Annotated in this window: 18 protein-coding genes; 16 read left to right on the top strand and 2 right to left on the bottom strand. The window is 33.9% G+C overall.

Annotation, left to right across the window (positions count from 1 at the left end):
• Positions 1–8: 8 nt before the first annotated feature.
• The 5 genes from AC4D4A_RS16220 (at position 9) to AC4D4A_RS16200 (ending at position 7,264) form a co-directional block, all read left to right on the top strand.
• Complete coding sequence (locus AC4D4A_RS16220) at positions 9–398, top strand: hypothetical protein (protein ID WP_490996840.1); 390 nt, start codon at positions 9–11, stop codon at positions 396–398.
• Positions 399–676: 278 nt separating this feature from the next.
• The gene (locus AC4D4A_RS16215; protein WP_490996839.1) at positions 677–1,246 is read left to right on the top strand and encodes a restriction endonuclease subunit S; all 570 of its coding nucleotides are present in this window, start codon (positions 677–679) and stop codon (positions 1,244–1,246) included.
• A gap of 19 nt (positions 1,247–1,265) precedes the next feature.
• On the top strand, positions 1,266–2,858 hold the full coding sequence (locus AC4D4A_RS16210; protein WP_490996838.1) for a type I restriction-modification system subunit M: 1,593 nt from the start codon (positions 1,266–1,268) through the stop codon (positions 2,856–2,858).
• On the top strand, positions 2,848–4,083 hold the full coding sequence (locus tag AC4D4A_RS16205; RefSeq protein ID WP_490996837.1) for a restriction endonuclease subunit S: 1,236 nt from the start codon (positions 2,848–2,850) through the stop codon (positions 4,081–4,083). The genes AC4D4A_RS16210 and AC4D4A_RS16205 overlap by 11 nt, the downstream gene beginning before the upstream one ends.
• Before the next feature lie 22 nt (positions 4,084–4,105).
• A complete protein-coding gene (locus AC4D4A_RS16200; RefSeq protein ID WP_490996836.1) occupies positions 4,106–7,264 on the top strand; it encodes a type I restriction endonuclease subunit R in 3,159 nt (1,052 codons plus the stop codon).
• Positions 7,265–7,448: 184 nt separating this feature from the next.
• Here AC4D4A_RS16200 and AC4D4A_RS16195 read toward each other — a convergent pair whose 3' ends face one another.
• Positions 7,449–8,288, bottom strand: coding sequence for a phospholipase D-like domain-containing protein (locus tag AC4D4A_RS16195; protein WP_490996835.1), 840 nt, complete (start codon positions 8,286–8,288; stop codon positions 7,449–7,451).
• A 275-nt stretch (positions 8,289–8,563) separates the two neighbouring features.
• Here AC4D4A_RS16195 and AC4D4A_RS16190 point away from each other — a divergent pair, with 275 nt between their 5' ends.
• The 3 genes from AC4D4A_RS16190 to pth2 all read left to right on the top strand — a co-directional run bounded on the left by AC4D4A_RS16190 (position 8,564) and on the right by pth2 (position 11,745).
• Entirely contained in the window at positions 8,564–8,932 is a 369-nt protein-coding gene (locus tag AC4D4A_RS16190; RefSeq protein ID WP_490996834.1) for a hypothetical protein, read from the top strand.
• A gap of 343 nt (positions 8,933–9,275) precedes the next feature.
• Positions 9,276–10,775 carry a PIN-like domain-containing protein gene (locus AC4D4A_RS16185; protein WP_490996833.1) on the top strand — a complete coding sequence of 500 codons (1,500 nt, stop codon included), beginning with the start codon at positions 9,276–9,278 and terminating at the stop codon, positions 10,773–10,775.
• Positions 10,776–11,364: 589 nt separating this feature from the next.
• On the top strand, positions 11,365–11,745 hold the full coding sequence (pth2, locus tag AC4D4A_RS16180; protein ID WP_490996832.1) for an aminoacyl-tRNA hydrolase: 381 nt from the start codon (positions 11,365–11,367) through the stop codon (positions 11,743–11,745).
• Between the two features lie 287 nt (positions 11,746–12,032).
• On the opposite strand, the gene AC4D4A_RS16175 is transcribed toward pth2, so the two are convergent.
• The gene (locus tag AC4D4A_RS16175) at positions 12,033–12,218 is read right to left on the bottom strand and encodes a hypothetical protein (protein WP_490553661.1); all 186 of its coding nucleotides are present in this window, start codon (positions 12,216–12,218) and stop codon (positions 12,033–12,035) included.
• 440 nt (positions 12,219–12,658) lie between these two features.
• Between AC4D4A_RS16175 and AC4D4A_RS16170 the strand changes: the two genes are divergently transcribed.
• From AC4D4A_RS16170 to AC4D4A_RS16135, 8 genes are all read left to right on the top strand, one after another.
• Positions 12,659–13,843 carry a Bcr/CflA family efflux MFS transporter gene (locus AC4D4A_RS16170; protein ID WP_490996831.1) on the top strand — a complete coding sequence of 395 codons (1,185 nt, stop codon included), beginning with the start codon at positions 12,659–12,661 and terminating at the stop codon, positions 13,841–13,843.
• Positions 13,844–14,073: 230 nt separating this feature from the next.
• Positions 14,074–14,841 (top strand): aspartate/glutamate racemase family protein, encoded by a 768-nt coding sequence (locus AC4D4A_RS16165; RefSeq protein ID WP_490996830.1) that lies wholly within the window; start codon positions 14,074–14,076, stop codon positions 14,839–14,841.
• Between the two features lie 256 nt (positions 14,842–15,097).
• On the top strand, positions 15,098–16,048 hold the full coding sequence (locus AC4D4A_RS16160; RefSeq protein WP_490996829.1) for an AraC family transcriptional regulator: 951 nt from the start codon (positions 15,098–15,100) through the stop codon (positions 16,046–16,048).
• Positions 16,049–16,235: 187 nt separating this feature from the next.
• Positions 16,236–17,645 carry an MFS transporter gene (locus AC4D4A_RS16155; protein ID WP_490996828.1) on the top strand — a complete coding sequence of 470 codons (1,410 nt, stop codon included), beginning with the start codon at positions 16,236–16,238 and terminating at the stop codon, positions 17,643–17,645.
• 84 nt (positions 17,646–17,729) lie between these two features.
• A complete protein-coding gene (locus AC4D4A_RS16150; protein WP_490996827.1) occupies positions 17,730–19,526 on the top strand; it encodes a glycoside hydrolase family 3 protein in 1,797 nt (598 codons plus the stop codon).
• 159 nt (positions 19,527–19,685) lie between these two features.
• Positions 19,686–20,369 (top strand): GntR family transcriptional regulator, encoded by a 684-nt coding sequence (locus AC4D4A_RS16145; protein WP_490996826.1) that lies wholly within the window; start codon positions 19,686–19,688, stop codon positions 20,367–20,369.
• 451 nt (positions 20,370–20,820) lie between these two features.
• The gene (locus AC4D4A_RS16140; RefSeq protein WP_066109945.1) at positions 20,821–21,744 is read left to right on the top strand and encodes an AraC family transcriptional regulator; all 924 of its coding nucleotides are present in this window, start codon (positions 20,821–20,823) and stop codon (positions 21,742–21,744) included.
• 327 nt (positions 21,745–22,071) lie between these two features.
• The gene (locus AC4D4A_RS16135) at positions 22,072–23,481 is read left to right on the top strand and encodes an MFS transporter (protein ID WP_066109943.1); all 1,410 of its coding nucleotides are present in this window, start codon (positions 22,072–22,074) and stop codon (positions 23,479–23,481) included.
• Positions 23,482–23,486 lie beyond the last annotated feature (5 nt).

The following is a 23,486-nucleotide window of genomic DNA, read 5'->3' as shown; positions in this document are numbered from 1 at the left end:
GTAATACTTTGGGGATTAACAAAGGAAAGGAACGTAAAGTTTATACTTTTACTCTTCACTTTGAAGAAGATAGGGAACTTATTGAATTTCTTGATCATAACAAAATAACGAAAAATGTCAAAAAAGGTTTGAAAATGATACTAAAGGAAGAAAGAAAACAAATGCAAATGGAATCGATAGATAAAGATCAACTTCTTAATATCATTTCAATTCTTACTAATAAAATAAATGTTAACTGTAATAATATTATAGAAGAAAAAAAATCAATTTTGTTTGATCTGGAGAAAATAGAGGACAAGGTTGACAATGAAACTAAAAGAGAATTCAGGGATTTACTTCAAGAGACTGGTGGATCACTAGGACCAATTAATTTGAACATCCCTGGTTTCAATGAATAAAGTTTATTAATATAATGCAATGCATAGCATAAGATTATATATATTATTAATATGGCTAAGTTAAGAACTCCTTGTAAATTGAGCAAGGGGTTCTTTTTCATCTTGATATTATCAGATATATTACTGTAATTATTAACAGAAAAAATAGTACTTAACAAGCGACTTGTTTTATGTAATTCGAATGAATTACATAAAATTCATTTACAGAGTAAATTATAAATGCTATCATTTGAATATAAAGAGTAATTCTTATAAATTACTCGTTAAGGGGGCTAAATATGAAAATTGACGACCTTTTACAAGTAAAAGTAGGGAGAAACTTATCTAGAGGAAGCGTAAAGGATAATTTAACTTTAATTCCTTATTCATATGAAGATTTAATAAATGACTTAGATGGTTTATTTTTAGATTCACAAGCTAGTACAAATAGTGGGAATTCGAATCACAAAGAAAGTTATTTAAGTTATCCTGGAGAAATTCTCTTTAGTTTTGTGAGCTCTAAGGCAGGAATAGTGAGTAAATTGAATCAAGGGAAAATTATAAATCAAAACTTTGCGAAACTGATTATTAATCATAATTACTTGGATAGTAAGTATTTATGTTTTGCGTTAAATGAGTCGTATTCAATGAAAAAGCAAATGGCAATTTCTATGCAAGGAAGTAACATACCAAAATTGACACCTTCGATTTTAAAAGATTTAGAAATTGAGTTGCCCAGTATGGAGAAACAGAAGAAAATTGGAAAAGCTTATTTCATTTTGAGAAAGCGTCAAGCTTTAGCAAAGAAACAACTAGATCTTGAAGAACAACTTTACTTAGAAGTATTGAAAACATTAGAACAACAATAGAAAAGGTGAGGAATACAACATGGCTGAATTAAATAGGAAATTATTTAGTGCTGCGGATAACTTGAGAAGCAAAATGGATGCATCAGAATATAAAAATTACTTATTAGGTTTGATTTTTTACAAGTACTTATCTGATAAGCTTTTAGAAAAAGTAGTTGAAATAGCTGATGAATCGCTAGAAGAATACAACACACAAGAAAAACAAACTCAATTGTATATAAATTTATTAGCAGATGAAGAGATAAAAAATGACCTGGTTGAAACGTTAGTGGATACTATGGGCTACGATATTGAACCAGAGTATCTATTCAATGTATTAGTCAATCAAGCCAAACAAAATACTTTTCAGTTGAATGATTTGAATAAAGCTTTTATTGAATTATCTACGAAATATGAGCAATTCAATGGATTATTTGATGATATTGATCTGAAATCAAAAAAACTGGGATCAGATGATCAACAACGAAATATTACCATTACAGAAGTGCTTAAGAAACTAAATGATATTGATGTGATTGGGCATAATGGTGATGTGATTGGAGATGCCTACGAGTTCCTAATTGGTCAATTTGCTTCTGAAGCTGGTAAAAAAGCCGGAGAATTCTACACCCCTCATGCAGTATCGGACATGATGGCTCGTATTGCTGCAATAGACCAAGAAAATAAACAATTGTTTAGCGTATATGATCCGACTATGGGATCAGGTTCCTTGATGTTAAATATTAGAAACTATATTAATCATCCGGATAATGTGAAATATCACGGACAGGAATTAAATACAACAACTTATAATCTAGCTAAGATGAATTTAATCCTACATGGTGTGGATAAAGAAGACATGCATTTAAATAATGGGGATACATTGAATAAGGATTGGCCAACAGATGAACCTTATACCTTTGATTCGGTCCTAATGAATCCACCTTATTCTGCAAAATGGTCTTCAGATGATACATTCTTAGATGACTCTCGTTTCAATCGTTACGGGAAGTTAGCTCCGAAATCAAAAGCAGACTTTGCTTTTTTATTACATGGGTTTTACCATTTGAAAGATTCGGGAACGATGGCAATTGTTTTGCCACACGGTGTACTGTTTCGTGGAGCGGCAGAAGGTGTGATTCGTAAAAAATTATTAGAAGATGGCAGTATTTACGCTGTTATTGGTTTACCAGCCAACTTATTCTTCGGGACAACAATTCCAACAACAGTTATCATCTTGAAGAAAAATCGTACTACTCGTGATGTATTGTTTATTGATGCAAGTAATGATTTTACTAAAGGGAAGAACCAAAATAAACTTACTAAAGAAAATATTGATAAGATTGTTGAAACATATAAGAAGCGAGAGGATTTGGAAAAATATTCCCATTTGGCTTCCTTTGATGAAATCAAAGAAAATGAATTTAACTTGAACATTCCACGGTATGTAGATACCTTTGAGGAAGAGGAGCCTGTTGATATGATTGCAATTGGCTCTAAAATTCAAGATATTCGAAAGGAAAAAGCAGAACTAGAATCTAGTTTATTTGATATGATTTCTTCGCTAAAATTTGATGAAAAAAACGCTGAATGGATTAATGGTGCATTAGGGGTGTTTAAGCGTGAAAACTAACCATACACCAGAAATTCGATTTTCGGGTTTTCCTGAAGTTTGGAAACAGTGTAAGATCATGGATTTCTCAGAAGAGACTTTTGGAGGTGGAACACCAAAGACCTCAAATAAAGAATATTGGAATGGAGAAATACCGTGGATTCAAAGTTCTGATTTACAAGAGCATCAAGTTTCAGGTGTTATCCCAAAGAAAAAAATAACTGAAAAGGGTTTGCAGTATTCGGCTGCCAAATTAATACCTCAAAATTCAATAGCTATAGTGACAAGAGTTGGAGTGGGGAAAATTGCATTAATGCAATTTGATTATTCAACAAGTCAAGATTTTCTCTCATTAAGTAATCTTAAAGTAAATGAATGGTTTGGAGTTTATTCATTATATAACCAATTACAAAAAGAGTTGCACAATGTGCAAGGAACCTCTATAAAAGGAATTACTAAAAACGAACTTTTAGATAAAAAAATCAATATTCCATCTAATTTAGAAGAACAAAATAAAATAGGTGAATTTTTTAATAAAATCGACCAGAATATCGCTTTTTATGAGCAAGAACTAACCACCCTTAAACAAGCGAAACAGGGATTTTTACAAAAGATGTTTCCAAAAGAAGGGGAATCAGTACCAGAAGTTCGCTTTCCGGGATTTACTGAAGATTGGGAGCAGCTTAGGTTAGAGAGTATTTATGAGAAAATCAGAAATGCATTTGTAGGTACAGCAACACCTTATTATGTAGAAGATGGTCATTTTTATTTAGAATCAAATAATGTTAAGGATGGACAGATAAATAGAAATACAGAAGTGTTCATTAATGATGAATTTTACGAGAAACAAAAAGATAACTGGCTTCATACTGGTGACTTAGTTATGGTTCAATCTGGACACGTTGGACATACAGCAGTGATTCCAGAAGAATTAGATAATACTGCTGCCCATGCTTTAATTATGTTCTCAAACTATCGAGTAAAAACTGATCCATACTTTTTAAATTATCAGTTTCAAACGCATAAATTAAAAAAGAAATTGGAAAATATTACGACGGGTAATACTATCAAGCATATTTTGGCATCCGAAATGAAAAAGTTTCTGGTTGATATGCCAAATTATGAAGAACAACTATCCATTGGTAATTTTTTTAGAAAACTTGATAATACAATTGCTCTTCAGCAACGTGAATTAGAAGTCTTAAAGGACACGAAAAAAGCATTCTTACAAAAGATGTTTGTCTAAGCAAATAGAAGAGAGGGAGAACATGACAAAGATACCACATAACGATGAAGCAATAGTAGAACGTCGCTTAATTGAAGTGCTAGGTGAAGGTCATAATCAGTGGAATTATCGTCCGGATTTAAAATCAGAAGAAGACCTATGGGATAATTTGCTTAAAATAATCACGCAAAATAACTTATCAGAAATAGGGGAACATCCAATTACTGATAAAGAATTTGACATTATTAAAACAGAAATATTATTGAAAACACAAACACCCTTTGATGCCGCTAGATGGCTCAAAGGGGAGAACGGAATTGCTCGAATTACGATTGAACGTGAAGATGTAAATCTTGGTTTAATGTCGTTAGTGTTATATTCCAATCAAGACATTGGTGGTGGAATATCTACTTACGAAGTTGTTCATCAGATTGCAAAGCAAAAGGGATGCATTGAGGATCGTAATCGTCGATTTGACGTGACACTATTAATCAATGGGTTACCCATTGTACAAATTGAATTGAAACAGGCTAGTGCTAAAGATGGTGTATTCCAAGCCTATAACCAAATAAAAAAATATGCGGAAGAAGGACTATTTAGAAATAATATCTTTTCTACTCTTCAGTTATTTGTCATATCGAACGAACAAACAACTCGTTATTTTGCCAATGCAATGCCAAAAGATATGCATAAAAAATTCATCTTTAGTTGGAGAACAAAAGACAATCAAAAAGTAGAAAATCTCTATGAATTTGTAAAACAGGTCTTAAATATTCCAGATGCACATCGTTTAATTGCTAATTATACAATTGTGAGTGAGGATCAAGACAACAAAGCTATTATTGTTTTAAAACCGTATCAAATACACGCGATTGAAGCCTTGTTTACATCTGCTATGAAACACGAATCCGGATACGTTTGGCATGCGACCGGTTCAGGTAAGACGTTGACAAGTTTTGTTTCTACGAAGTTGTTAGCACGCAAAGCAGGTGTTAATCGGACAATTATGCTCATTGACCGAAAAGACTTGGATAATCAAACTACCACTGAATTCACTAAATTTGCTTCCGAGTTTAATACCGGCATTTCTTCTGGTAATGCTAAGTCTAATAGTTTGATTGTCGGAACTGGAAGTGCGAAGGAGTTAAGTGATACTCTACTTTCGGATGCCAATTCAAATACGGTGATTATTACCACTCGTCAAAAATTAGATGCTGCCTTACGTCATGCCGAAAAGCAAGAAAAACAAAAGGGTACCCAGCGTTTTAAAAAATTACTTGGACAACATATTGTTTTTGTTGTGGATGAATGTCATCGAGCTTTAAGTTCTGAAGGTATGGAAGAAATCAAGAGATACTTTCCGAATTCAACTTGGTTTGGATTTACGGGTACACCAATTTTTGATGTAAATAAAAAACAAGCAAAAGGCCGATTAGCTCGTACGACTCGTGATCAGTATGGGGAGGTATTGCACACCTATACGATTAAGAATGCGTTAATTGATGGTGCTGTTTTGGGATTTCAAGTAGAGCATGAAGACACAATTGAACAAACATCATTAAATAATTATATTTTTAACCAACTACGAAGAAATGAAAAATACGCTCACTTTAGTGATGATGAAATTAACGATATTATCGATGAAATGGATGGAATAGAAAAAGAAAAATATATTGAACCATCTACTTTTGAAAGTGATGAACATATTCAAAGAGTCATTCATAAGATTTTCCGGCCAGATAATGCCTATATCAAATTTGATTTTCAAAATGGTCGCCCACAGAAATCAGCCATATTAACAACCAGTTCCATTGATATGGCGAAACGCTACTATCATGCAATTAAGGAAATGATCAAAAATCCCGAATGGCTGAAAAAAGAATTTGCTGAACATCCGATACGCACAGGACGTACGATTGATGACCCAGATTTCCCTCGTATTGCAATTACCTATTCGGTACAAGAAAACGAAGATAATTCCATACAAATTCAAGATGATATGAAGGAAATTATTAAGGACTACAATAGTTATTATCACACTGCTTGGTCGTTAGAGGATATTGAACGATATAATGGCGATATAAATAATCGATTAGCTCGTAAGAAGGCCGAGTTTAAAGAATTTGGTAAACAAATTGATCTTGTCATTGTTGTGGATCGTTTATTAACTGGATTTGATGCACCAACAATCCAAACGTTATTTGTGGATCGAAATTTAAGTTATGCCAATTTGATTCAAGCCTTTTCTAGAACGAATCGCACCTACCCAGGTAAGACAAAAGGATTGATTGTGACCTTTCGAAAACCAGCCACAATGGAACAAAATGTAGAGGATGCTACAAAATTATATTCTCAAGAACAAGAGGAATCTAATCTTGTTTACCCAACTTATGATGAATCGAAGAAACGTTTCAAAAAGGCCCATAAAGCCTTAATAACGTTAGTTCCAAATCCAACTGATATCAATGAGTATTCACCAATTGAAACCCGTGTAGAATTTGTAAAAGCTTTTCAAGAATTAAATAATGCTTATGAATCCTTAGTTACGTATGATGATTACAATGATGATATGGAGAAATCAAAAGCACTTCAAGAACAAGTGAAAGCTTTAGAAGAATTTATTGGTATATACAACACGGTAAAAGGTTCACTAGTAGAAGAAGAAAGCTATGATAGACCTGGTCCAGATTTTTCAGATATTGAGTTTTATGGGGAAAATGCGATTAAAATCTATGATATTGATTCAACCTATATTGACCGTCTGTTAGGGACATACTCAGCCAATAATGAGAATATCCGTGATGAGATTGAAAAAGCACTACAAAAACTAAATAAATCAGAATTTGTTAAAGACGTGTACCGTGCGATTTTAAACGCTATTGATAGTAAGGAAATAGATACAGAGGAAGATATTCTTGTAGTGAAACGACGTTTCTTCACTAATACCTATAATAAAACGATAGAAGAATTTTCGAATACTTGGTTTGTGGGAGAAGATGAGTTGCATTTATCGGCAATTCAATATGTGTTAGGAACAGAACCTATTCCGAACATAGGAGGAATTATTAATAGCAAGCAATTTGATAAGTATAAAGCCATACATCCAGATATAAAACCATTGAAATATGGCCCAGAGATGAAGCGTCAGTGGAAAAAGACATTAGATGAATTGATTGTACCTTTGAAAGACGAATTGAGATGAAGTGAGTACTTTAATGAACCCCAATTTTAGAGATATATCATGAAGGAATTTTAAATCACATATTTATATTTATCCAATAAACTGTTTATATGGAGTAAATCGGATTCTCTAAACAGGTTTATTGGATTTTTTTATATACCTTATATTTCTGATTCATATATATTCATACTCTAAAAATCAGATTTTATTCTATCGCTCCAATTTTCTTTAATAATGCATTTCTGCCAATGCTTTCATACTGCCCTTTAACGAAATTAATTACGGTAACCAAATATAAGGATATCTCGTGGAGGTAATTTTTAAATTCATGAAAAGTATAATCCGGTATGTGTTTTTCTTCATAAAGTTTCATATAAAGCTGCCACCAATCAAAATGGACAGGAACTGGATAACCTAGTGCTTCTAAATCTTCTTCTAACTCATCTAAAAAGCGTAATTCTGCCATTTCATGTTTGGTGTCACTATATAAGTCATCCTTTTTATTAATTTTATTCAATATTTGCACTGAATTTAATAACCCTGGTAAAAAAGAAAATGGATCAAAATGTTCAGGAATATTTGTAAACTCACTCTTATCAAGCAACTCTTCGCAAAAATATTTTCGTATTCCTATGATAATTTCTTTGTTACTAAAAATAACACCACTTTCATAATTGTTGTTGCTTCCAAAACTAAAATTAGCGGAGCCAATATAAGCAAAATCATCAGTAATAAATATTTTTGAATGATTGGTTGGAAGTTCGGCACATAACACGAAATTTTTAAATATTTCTTCAATCTCCAATTTATCTTCGTTAGAAAAATTCATTTTTCCATATAGCAAATTAACATCAACCCCTAAATTAGCGAGCTTTGATAACTCCCTGTAAAAGGTTTTTTCATATCTATCTCTAAAATTAAAATTATATGTAGCTATATAGATTGACCTTGTTCCCCTTTTACACTTTTCTAATAAATCATTCCAAAGATTCGATTCTTTAAAAAAAATCACTTTACCTTCTTGAAATGGAATTTCTTTTATCATAATTCATCCTCCAATCCCGTTTGTGGAAAAAAGAGCTGATTGTAGCTCAACAGTTAAATAAATCATTCATTTTTAGGTTGGTTAATATAATCATAATATTTAACTATATATTACCAGAAATTATATATTAAGAGATTCGCATTAATGAATTATTCACCTATTATTTTTTTGGAAATCGACATTGATGTTATATTGAAATAATAATATTATTACATTGAATATTATTTAGTATTAACTGCTTTATTTCCAAATGATTAATAATGGAGTTGAATATTATGAAAGACATAGGTACTGAGGCATTATTATTTCTCAAGGAAAATTCTCTTCCTTCATTAAATGAATTAAGGGAAAAAGTAATAGAAATGGGTATTGGGCAAAAGGAAAGAGTTTTGATGTGTGAAAGAGAAACTCTTTTAAACATTCTACAATGCTTAGCCTTATTAGGGGATGATGTAGTAAGTCAAGGTGTAAAAAAAGAGACTAGGAAAAGAAAACATATAAAACGTAAAAAATGGGATGAGTTAACAGATGAAGAGAAAGAAGGATATGTACTACTTTTCCCTGGTATTAACGGAAAAAAAGAAATTTACTGTACTAAAGAAGAATATGATTATTGGGAAAATCCTTCAAAATATCATAAGTAATGGCTATTTTAAATAAATCATATTCTTGAAAATACCCTTGTTAGCATTTCTCAAATTATAGAGAATTATATCTTACAAAATGTTCTTGAATTAGAGTCTTAATTAGAGGTTTTCCATGAGTTCTTTGAACTTTTGGGAAGCCTCTTTTTTCATCTTTTATTAGTTTTCAATACAAAATAGAGATTTGTAAAGGAAAATGCAACAAAAGGTAACAATAAGGTAATTAGTTAATCAGTTTTAAAAGCAAAATGAGTTAACCTTCTATTCGCTATGCATTATAATTGGAATAATAAACCAATTATATCTATGGTTAATCCGATACATAAAAGAGGGGTTATCTGACATGAGTTACCTATTTCCTTTTGAAGATTTCAAAGAGTTATGGGAGTCCTCGCCCTTAGTAGTTTTTGACACTAATGGCTTTTTACATTTGTATAGGTACTCTACAGTAACGACAAACAAAATACTCAGTATATTAAATACTATTTCCAAAGAACAGTTTTGGCTACCGGCACAGGTTATTAAAGAGTATAAAAAGAATCGCCAAGATGTAATTAATCGGGAATACAATAAGTATAAAGAAGTTACTAAAGAAGTAGAAAGAATAATGCTTGTTACCAAAAATGATATTGATAAGCAGTTTAGCAAGTTTAACAAGTTTAGGTATCCAAAGGTTAATGATTTTGAAGCCAAGATTCATGCAGCAATTGAAACTATTAAAGAAGAGTCAAAAAACTATAAAGAAGCGATTAAGGAAGAAGTCAAACAAAATGAAAAAATGCTCAGTGAGGATAAAGTTAAAGAGTTTATAGATGAACTTATATGTAGTGGTAGAGTAGGTGAGCCTTTTAAGATTACCCAATTGCTACAAATATATTTAGAAGGTGAACAAAGATATCAATATAGGATACCACCAGGTTATATGGATATAGAGAAAGATAAGACGGATAAGACTAAGAAGGAGAAGTTTGGAGATTTAATCTTATGGAAGCAGTTATTAGAACAATCTAATAAAGAAGATAGCGGAATAATTTTCATTACTAATGATGAAAAAGAAGACTGGTGGGTATTGGATAAAAATGATGCACCCTTGAGACCTCGTGATGAGTTATTTGTTGAATTCAATGAATATAGTGAACAACCATTGGTAATTATGAATCTAACTAATTTCATGAATCATGTTTCAACTATTAATAATATGGTCGATCATCCTACTTATCTGGAGATGAATGCTGATGAAATAAGTGAGGGATTGGTAGAGGATAAAGGTTGGGAAGAGATACTTGACTATAAAGGTGTTTTAACAAGATATCTAATACATGGAGATGATTTACAAGATTTTGTTCCACACACAATTGAAGATGTGGAAATAGAGGAATACCATTCACCTGAGATAGATATAGTATCGGTTGATATTAGTGAAGATCAAGTTATTATTGAAGGTACTTTTAATATAGGTGTTGAACTAACTATTAGAGAATCTTTCTCCAAGAACTATTCTAAGGATGTTAATGCAGACGCTCTTATTAGTGGCTATATAAATTTTGAATTTGGTGTGGATTTTAAGAAGGATGAAGATTTTATTATGACCGATACATTAGAAATTGTCGCTAGTGGTTTTGATGTATTAGAATGCGATCTCCCATATGAAGAATTTAATGAAGAGCTTGAAGGGAGTTGTATTCGTTGCGGGAATCCTGATGCCTATTATTTTACCAACAATGGTGATCATGTCTGCGAAAAATGCAGGATTCATTATGAGACTTGCCCAGAATGCGGTAATTTGTTTGAACAAGGAACCATGGGTGGAGACTTCTGCACACCTTGTGCATTAAAAAGATAATATATTCAATTTACCAATTTACATTGGTTAAAAATAGAGTAACAAAAACACATATGTTTTAATAAAAGAAATTTCTCTTTTTCATTTTAAGATTGTATCTAACAAAATGTTCACATTCTGTTCACGCAATCTAGTGAAAAATGAATATATAACATTATAGATATTGCAGATGGATTGTGGATAAACCTTGATATAACGCATTATCTGTAATTCAAGTGTAAGATGTTACAGCACCAAAAAAAATGGGCGGCATGATGTAATCTGCCTCCCCCATTAAAAGAAGTATCCTACAAGTTGAAAAAACTTGCGGGATGCTTTTTTTTTGTTTTTAATGGTGAAAAAAGGACGTACAGACACCATTTGAAAATACATAAGTTAAACTGCATTATAGCAAACAGCATTAGCGATAGCTTAGAAAACTAACAATGAATATTAGTTCCTTTTATAAAAGGGTGAATTGACCAAGACCTTACCACTAACTATTAATCATCGAATTTTCTTCCACTTAGGCACCAATAGGCATATGAAAAAATAAAATGGAGTTGGGTAAACAAATTCAACATATTCTTTGCGAAAAGGAGATAGCTGCGTGGAGAAGAAGTCAAGCACAACAAAGATGGTTATCGTAATGAGAAAAGATTTGCAAATGACAAAAGGGAAATATGTAGCCCAGGGAAGCCATGCTTCTTTAGGGGTTGTAAAGTGGATTGAATATAATGGAACTGATAGCCACAAAGAAATCCTAAACAAATGGTTTGATGAAACATTTGTAAAAGTGACTGTTTATGTAGAAAGTTTGGATGAATTATATACGATTTATCACCTTGCTAAAGAAAAAGAATTACCTGTACGGCTCATTACCGATAACGGATTGACCATGTTCAACGGTGTTAAAACGGATACATGTCTTGCTATTCTTGGCGAGAGAGAGAAAGTGGATGAAGTAACTGGTCATTTAAAATTATTATAAATCTTGTATTGATATAGTTTTTACTAACGCAACCCATTGTAAATCACAGTTAAAGTGTTGTACCTCAGATATGGCGAAACCTCGATAGGAAGGTACTTCGTTAAAGATTTACACACTTTCATCCTTAGGGTGGCATTAGTATGTTTAGAATTGGACGTTCGTTAAATAGCAGAATAGGATAATATAAAAAAGAAGCGTTCCTAGTGTAGCGATGCAGTCCTAACTTACGGATCCAATACACTAGGTACGCTTTTTTTTCTTTATATACATTACGTATATTAAAAATATTAAGAACATTGATGTTGATTTAAATGGCCTTCTAAGAGTTGTTTATAATGCTTTGCTTTCTTATATTGAGTAACTTTGTATAGATATTCAGCTGGATGTTTAGCACTGCTAACAGCGTAAACAGCGTTCATATATTCTATGTTAAGTTGGGATTTAGTTTTATTGTCAATTGTGATTGTATTCATGGTAACACCTCATAAATTATTGATTAACTATAACGGAGTATACACCAAATTTTTATTGATTTTTTATAACTAACAGCCTTGTTAGGATGCAAAAAGTCTTTGTTATTTTCCAGAGTAGTGGTTGTTTTGAGAATTTTTAAACACATAGGAAAGATGCAGTACAGACGCTTCTTAATAGTTTGGAGTCTTCTTTTATTTAGTGATAATCATTAATTTCAAGCTATATTACCTATTAAGTTGTAACAGCGTCCTGCATACCACGTACTATTTCTATATTTTACATTCGCTCAGTTTGGTATTTTCCTGTTAATCTAAGATAATGTGGATTATTTTTCGTCGACAAAGTAACGATAACGTTATGTAAGATTTAATGGATTATTTTTTTATTTAATCCTAATAATCCAAATACAAGTAATCATATGATAGATAGGAAGATATCAATGGAACAAAAATATTTAAAAAAAGGCGGGCTTATTGCTTTCATCGCACTATTATCGATGACGCCTCCTCTGGCAACAGACTTATATATGCCTTCGTTGCCTGAGATGACAAACTATTATCAAACAACCTCGTCAGTAACGAGCTATACAATGACGATATTCTTTATTTTTATGGCAATTGGTATCCTTATTCTTGGCCCGATGAGTGATAAGTACGGACGAAAGCCAGTCCTGTTGGGCAGTATCCTTGTGGCGCTAACCTTTAGTATCATCTGTGCAATTTCACCGTCGATTTGGATCTTGATTGCAGCCCGGGCGGTTCAGGCGTTTGGCGCAGGAGGAATGGTTGCCATCTCTACAGCTTTGATTAAAGACAGCTTTGAGGGAAAAGAGATGTCTAATGTATTGTCAATCACGCAGGCAATCGTTCTGCTTGCTCCAATGTTAGCACCTATTTTGGGCGCAGTTATTTTAGCCTTTTTCAGCTGGAAGATGACCTTTGTTGCTCTAGCAGCTCTATTCCTAGTATCACTTATAGGAGGATTACTTCTAGAAGAAACATTGCCGCAGGAAAAACGAGTAACTGGCAGTACATTTAAATCTATCTTAGGGCTTACAAGTATTGTGAAGGATAAGAAGTTTACCAGCCTATTGCTTGTTGTTGCTCTCTTAATGGCACCGTTTATGGCATATCTAACACTCGCTTCATACATTTATATAGATGGATTTGGCATCTCGGAATCTGCCTTCAGCCTTTACTTTGCCGGTGCAGCTTGTATAGGTTTGATTGGACCATTTCTTTATATGCGTGTTGGTGGCGGTTCGATAAAAAAATCGATCAATATCGCCTTTGTAATTGTCACAATATCTATCTGCCTGCTCTTCTTTGCAGGTTCCATCAGCCCGTTTGTATTTCTTGTATGCTATGTGCCCTTCACGGTTATCACGACATATCTCAGACCGATGGTGTCAAATACGCTATTATCTATGCAAAAGTCAAATGTCGGAGCAGCTTCAAGTCTAATGAACTTTGGCTTTACAGTGATCGGCAGTATAGGGATGATGGTTGGGTCACTCCAGTGGGGAGATTATATTAATGGCTTGAGCATGACAATGCTGATTTTCCTCGTTTTATCCTTGTTATTATGGATCTATTGTTCGCAAAAAAAAATCATTACGGATTAAAGGCTTGATTTTAATAAAAGAGTTGCCACAGGATGATGTCTTGTCGGCAACTTTTTTTTATTTGGATTATTGGCCATCTCAAAAACCTAATTTATTTTCCGCTGTTCTTAGTCTTTGGATAATTTAAATTGGGTCAAGGTGAAAATTCCCGGGCTTCTTCTGCTGTCTTTTTTGCATAAATCCATATTTCTGTAAAAGACTAATTCTGATAAGAAAGGGGAGAAGATTGAATGCATTATGGATATATTGGTCCTGGTACACACTCTGGCCAGCTCGTACAAAAAAAAGGACGCTATATAACAGGATTTTCTGTGGGGATTTTATACCTAGATGAAGATTCCTATCCGGTTATTCCCGGCAATGTCGCAAATTATTCAACCTACCCTTTTCCCGTTCATTATAAACTGGTTCCGGGCTGTACAGGTCAGCGTCTTTTAAATAATGATCGAACACTGGAAAAAGGGATTATTGATGCAGCTATGCAACTTCAAAGTGAAGGAGCAAAAGTTATTTCAAGTGCGTGTGGGTTCTTTGGAAACTTTCATAAGCAAATAGCATATGCATTAGAAATTCCTGTCTATCTGTCTAGCCTCGTTCAACTGTCTATGATTCAGGTTGGATTAAAGCCAGGACAAAAAATTGGTATATTAACAGCCTATGAAAAAGGATTGACGGATTCCCTTTTGATAACGTGCGGAGTTACAAACAGATCTAATTTGATCATTGGTGATTTGAGCCAGGGAGAAGAGTTTTCATCCATTTCGAATGGAGCAGGTACGTTTAATAATGAAAAGCTGAGGGATGAGGTTGTTAAAAAAGCAATTGAGATAAAGGAAAAGCATCCTGAAGTCGGAGCCATCTTATTAGAATGCAGTGACCTGCCTCCCTATGCATTTGATATCCAGCAAGCAGTGCAGCTGCCTGTGTATGATTTTATTACACTCATTAACTGGGCACATTATGCAAATAGCCAAAGCCCATATTATGGATTTATTTAATAAAGTGAAAGAGTGAAGAAAAACACAAGTCCAAAGAGCTTGTGTTTTTTACTTTTTTAATATTTATCTTTGCTGGCCTTATAAAATTATTATTTTTCTGTATCTTATGGCAAACAAGAGAGAGCAATATGAGTCAAAAAAATGGAAGTAGAAAGCACTTTCATGAAATGATTTTTTCTTGTTAGTATACTAGTATAATAAAAGGTGTTCCAAAAAGATTCCTCTAGAACACTGACTTCCGGGAGTGTGAACAGTAGTGAAAAATAGGGCGAGGGATTTTTATCAACCTAAAGTGTTGAATGAATCCATCTTGGCTTTTTATCGTCTTCAAGGATTGAATAAACATATGACTGGGTTTCATCAATTCGAATCACACAGTACATATGAGATTTATGTACTTGAAGAAGGGCAATGCAATTATTTTATTCATAATAAAATATATGATCTGCAGCCAGGAGATATCATTCTTTTGGATGGATTAACTTTGCATAAGGCAAATACCACATCTCCTGATACCTATGTACGGAGTATGGTTCATTTTTCTCCAGTGTGGTTGGAGAGTATGTTGTCTGTAATAGGAATGCCAAATCTTTTAGATCCTTTTCAAAAGCTGAATAACTGTATACTGCGGACAGGATTTGATTCCTCAGGTCAGTATGTGGCTGAGAAAATTAAGTGGCTTGAAAAGCAGTTGGAAGCTATAGACGAGGAATATAAATGTACAGGTAAAATCAATGTCCTATTGGAAACTGAACTGAAGGTTGAATTTCTTCAACTGTTGATAAAAATTTATAAAATGAGCGAATGTCAACAACTCCGAGTCGTACAGAAGAAAACGGAAAAAAAGCGACATGCTGAAAACATTGCCTCGTGGATTAATCAACACTACTGTGAAAAAGTCAGCTTGGAACGTATTGCTAAAGAGTTAAATTTAAATAAGTACTACGTTTCTCATGTTTTTAAAGAGGTTACCGGATATACAGTCATGCAATATGTAATGGAATGCAGGCTAATTCAGGTAAAGTATTTATTGGAAATGAAACCTGATCAATCAATGGAAGACATTTTTCTATCAACTGGGTTTGAAAGTGCTGCCCATTTCAGCCGCTTTTTTAAAGAAAGAATCGGGATGACACCTACCAGTTATCGAAAGATGAAAAGAAGCCAAACGTTTGATCCATCTTGCTCTTCTGTGAGCAAAGTTTAATTGTTAGATTAGAAGCAAAATGTAATTTAGTATGCTCACAATTGAGCAATATCTGTTAGATTTTAGAAGATTATAATAAGGATGGGAACATAGCATTCTTATAAGAGAAATAATGTGTAAATAAGGAATTTTTTCACTAAATATGCTCAAAGATGAGCAAACTTTAATGGATTAAGGAGGAAAACAAATGAGTATGAGAGAACCAGCACTCCAACAGGAGGAACAAGTTGAATCTAATTCAGTAAGACCATTCGGATTACGAGATAAAGTCGGTTATTTGCTAGGTGATTTTGGAAACGACTTCTTTTTCTTGCTTGCCAGCACATTCTTAATGGTATTTTATACAGATATTTTCCATATTAATGCTGCAACAGTCGGGGTATTATTTATGGTTGCCCGACTTTGGGATGCATTTGCTGATGTGGCTTGGGGCCGATTTATTGATACAAGACCAGCGACGAAACATGGAAAGTATAAACCATGGGTTCTGCGCATGTCTTTCCCACTAGTATTCACAGGTGTTTTAATGTTCACGACAATACCTGGTATGTCTGATGGTTTCTACCTGGCATGGGCATTTGTGACTTACATTGTATGGGGTACATTGTATGCGACTGTTAGTATTCCATATGGATCAATGGCATCCGTTATGACAGCTGATTCTGTAGAACGTACTTCATTATCAACATGGCGTACAGTAGGTGCCAGCTTAGCTGGTTTAATTATCAATGTTTTGGGACCAGTGATTGTGTTTGTAGACAATAAAATTGATGCAAACCGTATGTTCATGGCTGCGGCTGTGTTTGGCGTTTTGGCAATTGCATGTTATTTCGGTTGTTATAAACTATCTACAGAACGTATCGTGGCACCGACAAAAGAAGTGGAAAAAGGTGCTTTCCTTCGCTCAATGAAAAGCTTAATGACTAATAAACCATTTGTTTGGGTCTTGTCAGCTTCGCTTATAGCTATGTTAGTACAATACCTACTAACTACTGTTAATATTTATTTGTTTAAAGATTATTTCGGAGATGCATCTGCTTTAAGTTTGATTGGGGCAATACAAATGGCAGCTATGTTTTTATGTCTTCCATTAGTAAAGCCGTTAGTTGCTAAATTTGGTAAAAAAGAAACAGCTTTAATCGGTATGTCAATTACGACTATTGTTTATACACTATTATTTTTCTTGAAAGGTCTGTCAGCAATGCAATTTGTGGCCTTTGTGGCAGTGGGTACATTTAGTATGTATCTCTATAACTTTGTGACTTGGGCCTTCATTACTGACGTTACGGATTACCATGAATATAAAACTTCAATGAGAGAAGATGCGACCGTTTACTCTGTTATTGCAATGGCAAGAAAAGTAGGTCTTGCTTTAGCTGGCGGTATCGGCGGTGCTGCAATTGCTGCTGTTGGTTATGATGCAACACGTGCAACACAAGCACCTGAAGTACTAGATGGCATCTATACTTTAGGTACATTAGTACCAGCTATTCTTTATGGCCTGGTTGTTCTAGTCTTGTTTATGTATCCATTAAACAAGAAGAAAACAGCTCAACTTGCTGAAGATTTAGCAGCAAAAAGAAGTGCAAACAATTAATCAGTTGAATCATCTAGGATAAAAGATTGGACCGAATATTTTTATTCGGTTCAATCTTAAATATTTTTTACGGAGGATCCAATCATGATAGGTTTAAAGGAAAGAACAACAACGGTAGATTTAAAAGCAAAACCGTTTAATTTATCAGATGAAGCTATTAAATGGGTTGAAGAAACCATTTCCAATATGACAATTGAGGAAAAAATCGGTCAGTTATTCGTCAACATGGGAGCCAGCCGTGATGAAGAGTACTTAAAAGGAGTACTAGATAGCTACCATATCGGTGCGGTTCGTTACAACCCAGCTACAGCTGAGCAAGTATACGATCAAAATAAAATCTTACAAGAAAATAGTAAAATACCTCTATTAATCGCTGCGAATACTGAAAATGGTGGAAATGGTGCTTGTATAGATGGTACATATGTAGCAAATCAAGTGAAAATTGGTGCTACAAATGACCCTAAGTATGCTTATGAATTGGGTAGAGTATCTGGAGAAGAAGCAGCTGCAATCGGATGTAACTGGAGTTTTGCACCAGTTGTTGATATCGATATGAACTGGAGAAACCCGGTAATCTCTACTCGTTGCTATTCAAATAAAGCAGAGCAAGTTTTAGAATACTCTTTAGAATACATGAGAGGAATAATGGAAAGTGGTGTAGCTCCAGCTGCTAAGCACTTCCCAGGAGACGGCGTGGATGAAAGGGACCATCACTTATCTTTTGCCCCAAATACATTAACAGTAGAAGAGTGGGATAACACATTTGGAAAAGTGTATGGAGGATTAATAGAAGCTGGATTACCTTCTATCATGACAGGACATATGGCTTTACCGGAATACGTACGTCACTTTAAACCAGAAGCGACGATTGAAGAATTAGCAACACCGGCAAGTTTAAGTAATATCGTCTTACAAAACCTATTAAGAGATAAATTAAATTTCAATGGTGTAATCGTCTCTGATGCTTCTCATATGGTAGCTATGACATCTGCTATGAAGCGTAAAGACATGTTACCTACAGCTATCGCTGCCGGTTGTGACTTATTCTTGTTCTTCAATGATCCGGAAGAAGACTTCAAGTGGATGATGGATGGATATAAAAAGGGAATCATCACGGAACAAAGACTTGAAGAGGCATTAACTCGTATTTTAGGATTGAAAGCTTCTTTAGGATTGCATGCAATAGCTAAGACTGAAATTTTACAACCAAAAGAAGTAGCAATGGCTAAAATGAGAACAGAAAAAAATATGGCTATTGCAGCGGAAATTTCAGATAAAGCGATCACGTTGGTGAAGAATAAACAGGAATTATTACCAATAAGCCCAGAAAAACATAAGAAAGTTCTACTTGTTGAAGTAAAAGGACCGGAATCTGCTTATGGTAAGTTGATGGCTGCTATGACTGCTGGTAAGAAAAAGCCAATTGAATTAATGAAAGAATTGCTTGAGAAAGCAGGATTCGAGGTTGAAATCTACGAATCACCAATCGATAAGTTGATGAAACTTCCTCCACAAGAAATGATGGGTGCAATCATGAACGTATACGCTCAAAAACGCCCAATTGCTGAACTGACAAATAATTATGACTTAATCATCAACATAGCAGATGTAGCACCGACTACAGACCAACGTATACAATGGGCTCCTTTGAAAGGAACTCCAGATATACCGTTCTATGTAAATGAAGTACCGACTATCTTTATTTCTTTACAATGTCCGTTCCACTTAGCGGATGTACCGCAAGTTAAGACATACATCAATGCATATGATAGTCATGATCATACGGTGACTGCGATCGTTGATAAATTATTGGGACGTTCAGAATTCAAAGGTGTAAGCCCTGTTGATGCATTCTGTGGATTTATCGATGCACAACTTTAATTAGAATTTTTTATAAAAATTCGTTGATTGTGCGATTTAAATCATAATCTTTAAATAAGAAGGTAGTTAGAGCGAGGTTAACTTAACTGAACTTAACTATCTTCTTTACTTTTTATAAAGAGTGAATAGTGTACTAGTAGAGAGGAGTGATAATGAAATATGGTAAAAATGGTATCCAGATTATCTGGTGAGAACAATAATAGCTATGCATACAGAGCCATAAAAGAAGGAATCGTATCATTGAATTTACTGCCTGGACAATTATTGAGTTTGGGAGAACTAACAGAGGCTCTTAACGTCTCAAGTACACCTATTAAAATTGCTATATGGAAGCTTCAGCAGGAACACCTCGTAGATGTAATCCCCCAAGTAGGATCCTATGTTTCAAGAATCAATTTGGAATTAGTTGAGGAAGCAGCATATATGTGGTTCGACTTAGAAAAAGAATACTTGAAATCAGCTTGTCATTCTTTTTCTAAAGAACATATGAATCAGTTGAAGATGAATCTTATTCTTCAAGAGACGCTGTTGGGTCAAAAGGACATAATGAATCAAAAAGAGCTGGCCAGGAAATTTAATGAGTTGGATGATCAGTTTCATTCGATTATCTTTCATGCACATCATAGAACTAATACATGGAAAGCAATTTCTCATATGACGCTGGATTATCACCGAATGATTAGCTTTAGCCAACATCCTTTTGAACAAATGATTGCCGAACACAAAGAAATTATTTCCATAATCGAAAATAAAGAGATAGAAAGAGTAGAAAGAGCTCTTGAAAAACATATATTTAAACCAGTAGATGATTGGAGAAATTTATATAAAGAGGAAGTCTGTTAGAAAAGTGTTAGTGAAATAAGAAAGAAAGCATTACACAACTGAAAAAGCCTCAAAACAAAGGTATCCAAATATAGAAAGATGAATATATCGATTTAATTATGTTGAAGCTACCCAAAAGTTTCGAAAGGTTAATCTAACCAATAAAAAGAGTTGCCAGAAGAATATTTCCTGACGGTAACTCTTTTTATATTTGATGAGTTTTCCAACATGCTTAGATTATACAAACAAATCTATGTTTCAATGTCTAACCTCTAACGGGATTGTGAAAAACAAACGTTTACTATATCCATATAATTTTAGATTTCAATACGTATTAGCAAAATAAATCAAAAAACTTAAAAAAGTAAGCACTTTCATGTAATGAATTTTATTTATTGATATACTAGTATAATAAGTAGGTGTTCTAAAGAATGCCCTTTAAGAACGCTGACTTCCGGGAGTGTGAAAAGTAGTGAATAAATGGGCAAAGGATATTTATCAACCTAAAGTTTTAGATGGATCTATTTTGGCTTCTTATCGTCTTCAAGGATTAAATACAGATGTGACTGGATTTAATCAATTTGAAACACACGGTACATATGAGATTTATGTCTTTGAAGAGGGGCAGTGTAATTATTTTATTCATAATAAAATGTATGACTTACAACCAGGAGATATCATTCTTTTGGACAGATTTACTTTACATAAGACAAATACTGTTTCTCCTGATACCTATGTAAGGAGTACCATTCATTTTTCACCAGCTTGGTTAGGGAGGTTATTTCCTGTTTTGGGCATGCCAAATCTTTTGGACCCTTTTCAAAAGCTGAATAACTGTATTTTGCGAACTGGATTTGATGCTTCGGGTAAATATGTTGCAGAGAAAATTAAATGGTTCGCAAAGCAACTGGAGATAATCGATCAGGAGTTTCAATCTACAGGTAAAATAAATTCGATATTAGAAACAGAACTGAAAATAGAATTTCTCCAACTATTGATGAAGATTTATAAAATGAGCCAATGTTCACAGCTGCACGTCGAACAAAAGAAGACAGAAAAGAAACAGCATGCTGAGAATATTCTCTCATGGATTAATCAGCACTATTGCGAAAAAATCAGCTTAGAACGTATTGCAAAAGAGTTTAATCTAAATAAATACTATGTATCCCATGTCTTTAAAGAGGTTACTGGCTATACGGTCATGGAATATGTAATGGAATGCAGACTGATTCAGGTGAAGTATTTATTGGAAATGAAGCTTGATCAATCACTGGAAGACATATTCCGCTCGACGGGTTTTGGAAGTGCCGCCCACTTCAGTCGCTTTTTTAAAGAGAGAATTGGGATGACACCAACTAGTTATCGGAAAATGAAAGGAAGACAAACTTTTGGTTAATTATGCTCAGTACTGAGCAATCTAAATTTTCTATATCAAAAAAGTTAGAAAACAACACTCATACCAATTTATAAGTAACTTTGATTGAATATGCTCAATATTGAACAATATCTCGATTTATGTAACAAAGAAAGAAGAACACAATATACATACCAAATTATAAATAAAACTTTAATAAATTATGCTCAATATTGAGCAAATGTAAGGCTGTTCCGTTCATAAGAGTAAACACCCTTCTATCTTAAGAAAAAGAAGGTATATGTTTAGTTAATTATGCTCAATACTGAGCAAATTGTATTTGTTGGATAGATTAAGGAGGATAACTAAATGAGCATGAGAGAACCAGTACTCCAGCAGGAGGAACAACTTAACTCTAGTACGGTAAGACCATTCGGCTTACGAGATAAAGTAGGCTATTTACTAGGTGACTTTGGAAACGATTTCTTTTTCTTATTAACTAGTACATTTTTAATGGTATTTTATACAGATATTTTCCATATTAGTGCTGCAACAGTAGGGGTATTATTTATGGTCGCTCGACTATGGGACGCATTTGCTGATGTAGCTTGGGGACGTTTTATTGATACACGACCAACAACAAAAAATGGAAAGTTTAAGCCTTGGATATTGCGTATGTCATTCCCATTAGTATTTACAGGTGTTTTAATGTTCACAACCATTCCTGGAATGTCAGATGGATTCTATCTAGCATGGGCATTTGTGACATATATTGTTTGGGGTACATTATACAGTACAGTTAATATTCCTTATGGATCAATGGCTTCTGTTATTACAGCTGATCCAGTTGAAAGAACAACATTGTCTACATGGCGTACAGTAGGTGCTAGCTTAGCAGGTCTTATTATTAATGTTCTTGGACCAATGATTGTATTTATTGATAACAAAATTAGTGCAGATCGCATGTTCATGACAGCTTGTATCTTCGGTGTGTTAGCAATTGCTTGTTATATTGGTTGCTACAAACTTTCAACAGAACGTATTGAGGCACCAGCAAAAGAAGTGAAGAAGGGTGATTTCCTGCGTTCTTTGAAAAGCTTAGTGAAAAATAAACCATTCCTATGGGTACTAACAGCATCACTCATGACTATGTTAACATCTTTTATTGTTATGGCAGTTAATACGTACTTGTTCAAAGATTATTTCGGTAATGCAGCAGCGCTAAGTATAATTGGACTTGTTCAAATGGCGTCAATGTTCATTACAGTTCCATTAGTTAAGCCACTAGTTGCAAAGTTTGGTAAAAAGGAAATCTCAATTGTCGGAATGGCATTTGCAAGTGTTATATACATTGCGCTATTCTTCTTAAAAGGTATTGAAACAATGCCGTTTATCGCTATTGTAGCACTAGCTATGATGGGCATGAGTTTCTATAGTTTTATTACTTATGCATTCATTTCAGATGTTATTGACTATCATGAATACCTAACATCATTACGAGAAGATGCAACGGTTTATTCTATTGTTTCTATGTCTAGAAAAATAGGACAAGCAGTAGCTGGTGGTATCGGTGGGGTGGCAATCGCCGCTGTTGGTTATAATGCTACATTAGGTACGCAACCACAAGAAGTATTAGATGGTATTTACATGCTAGGTACATTAGTGCCAGGTGTATTATACGGAATAATTGCAGTTGTTTTATTCATGTATCCTTTAAACAAGCAAAAAACAATTGAATTAAGTAAAGAATTAGAAGCAAAACGTAATGCAAATAGTTAATGAAT

The organism is Pradoshia sp. Z5_111 (genome assembly GCF_058267535.1).
Note: the sequence above shows the minus strand (reverse complement) of the source record. Positions and strands in the feature narration are given on the sequence as shown.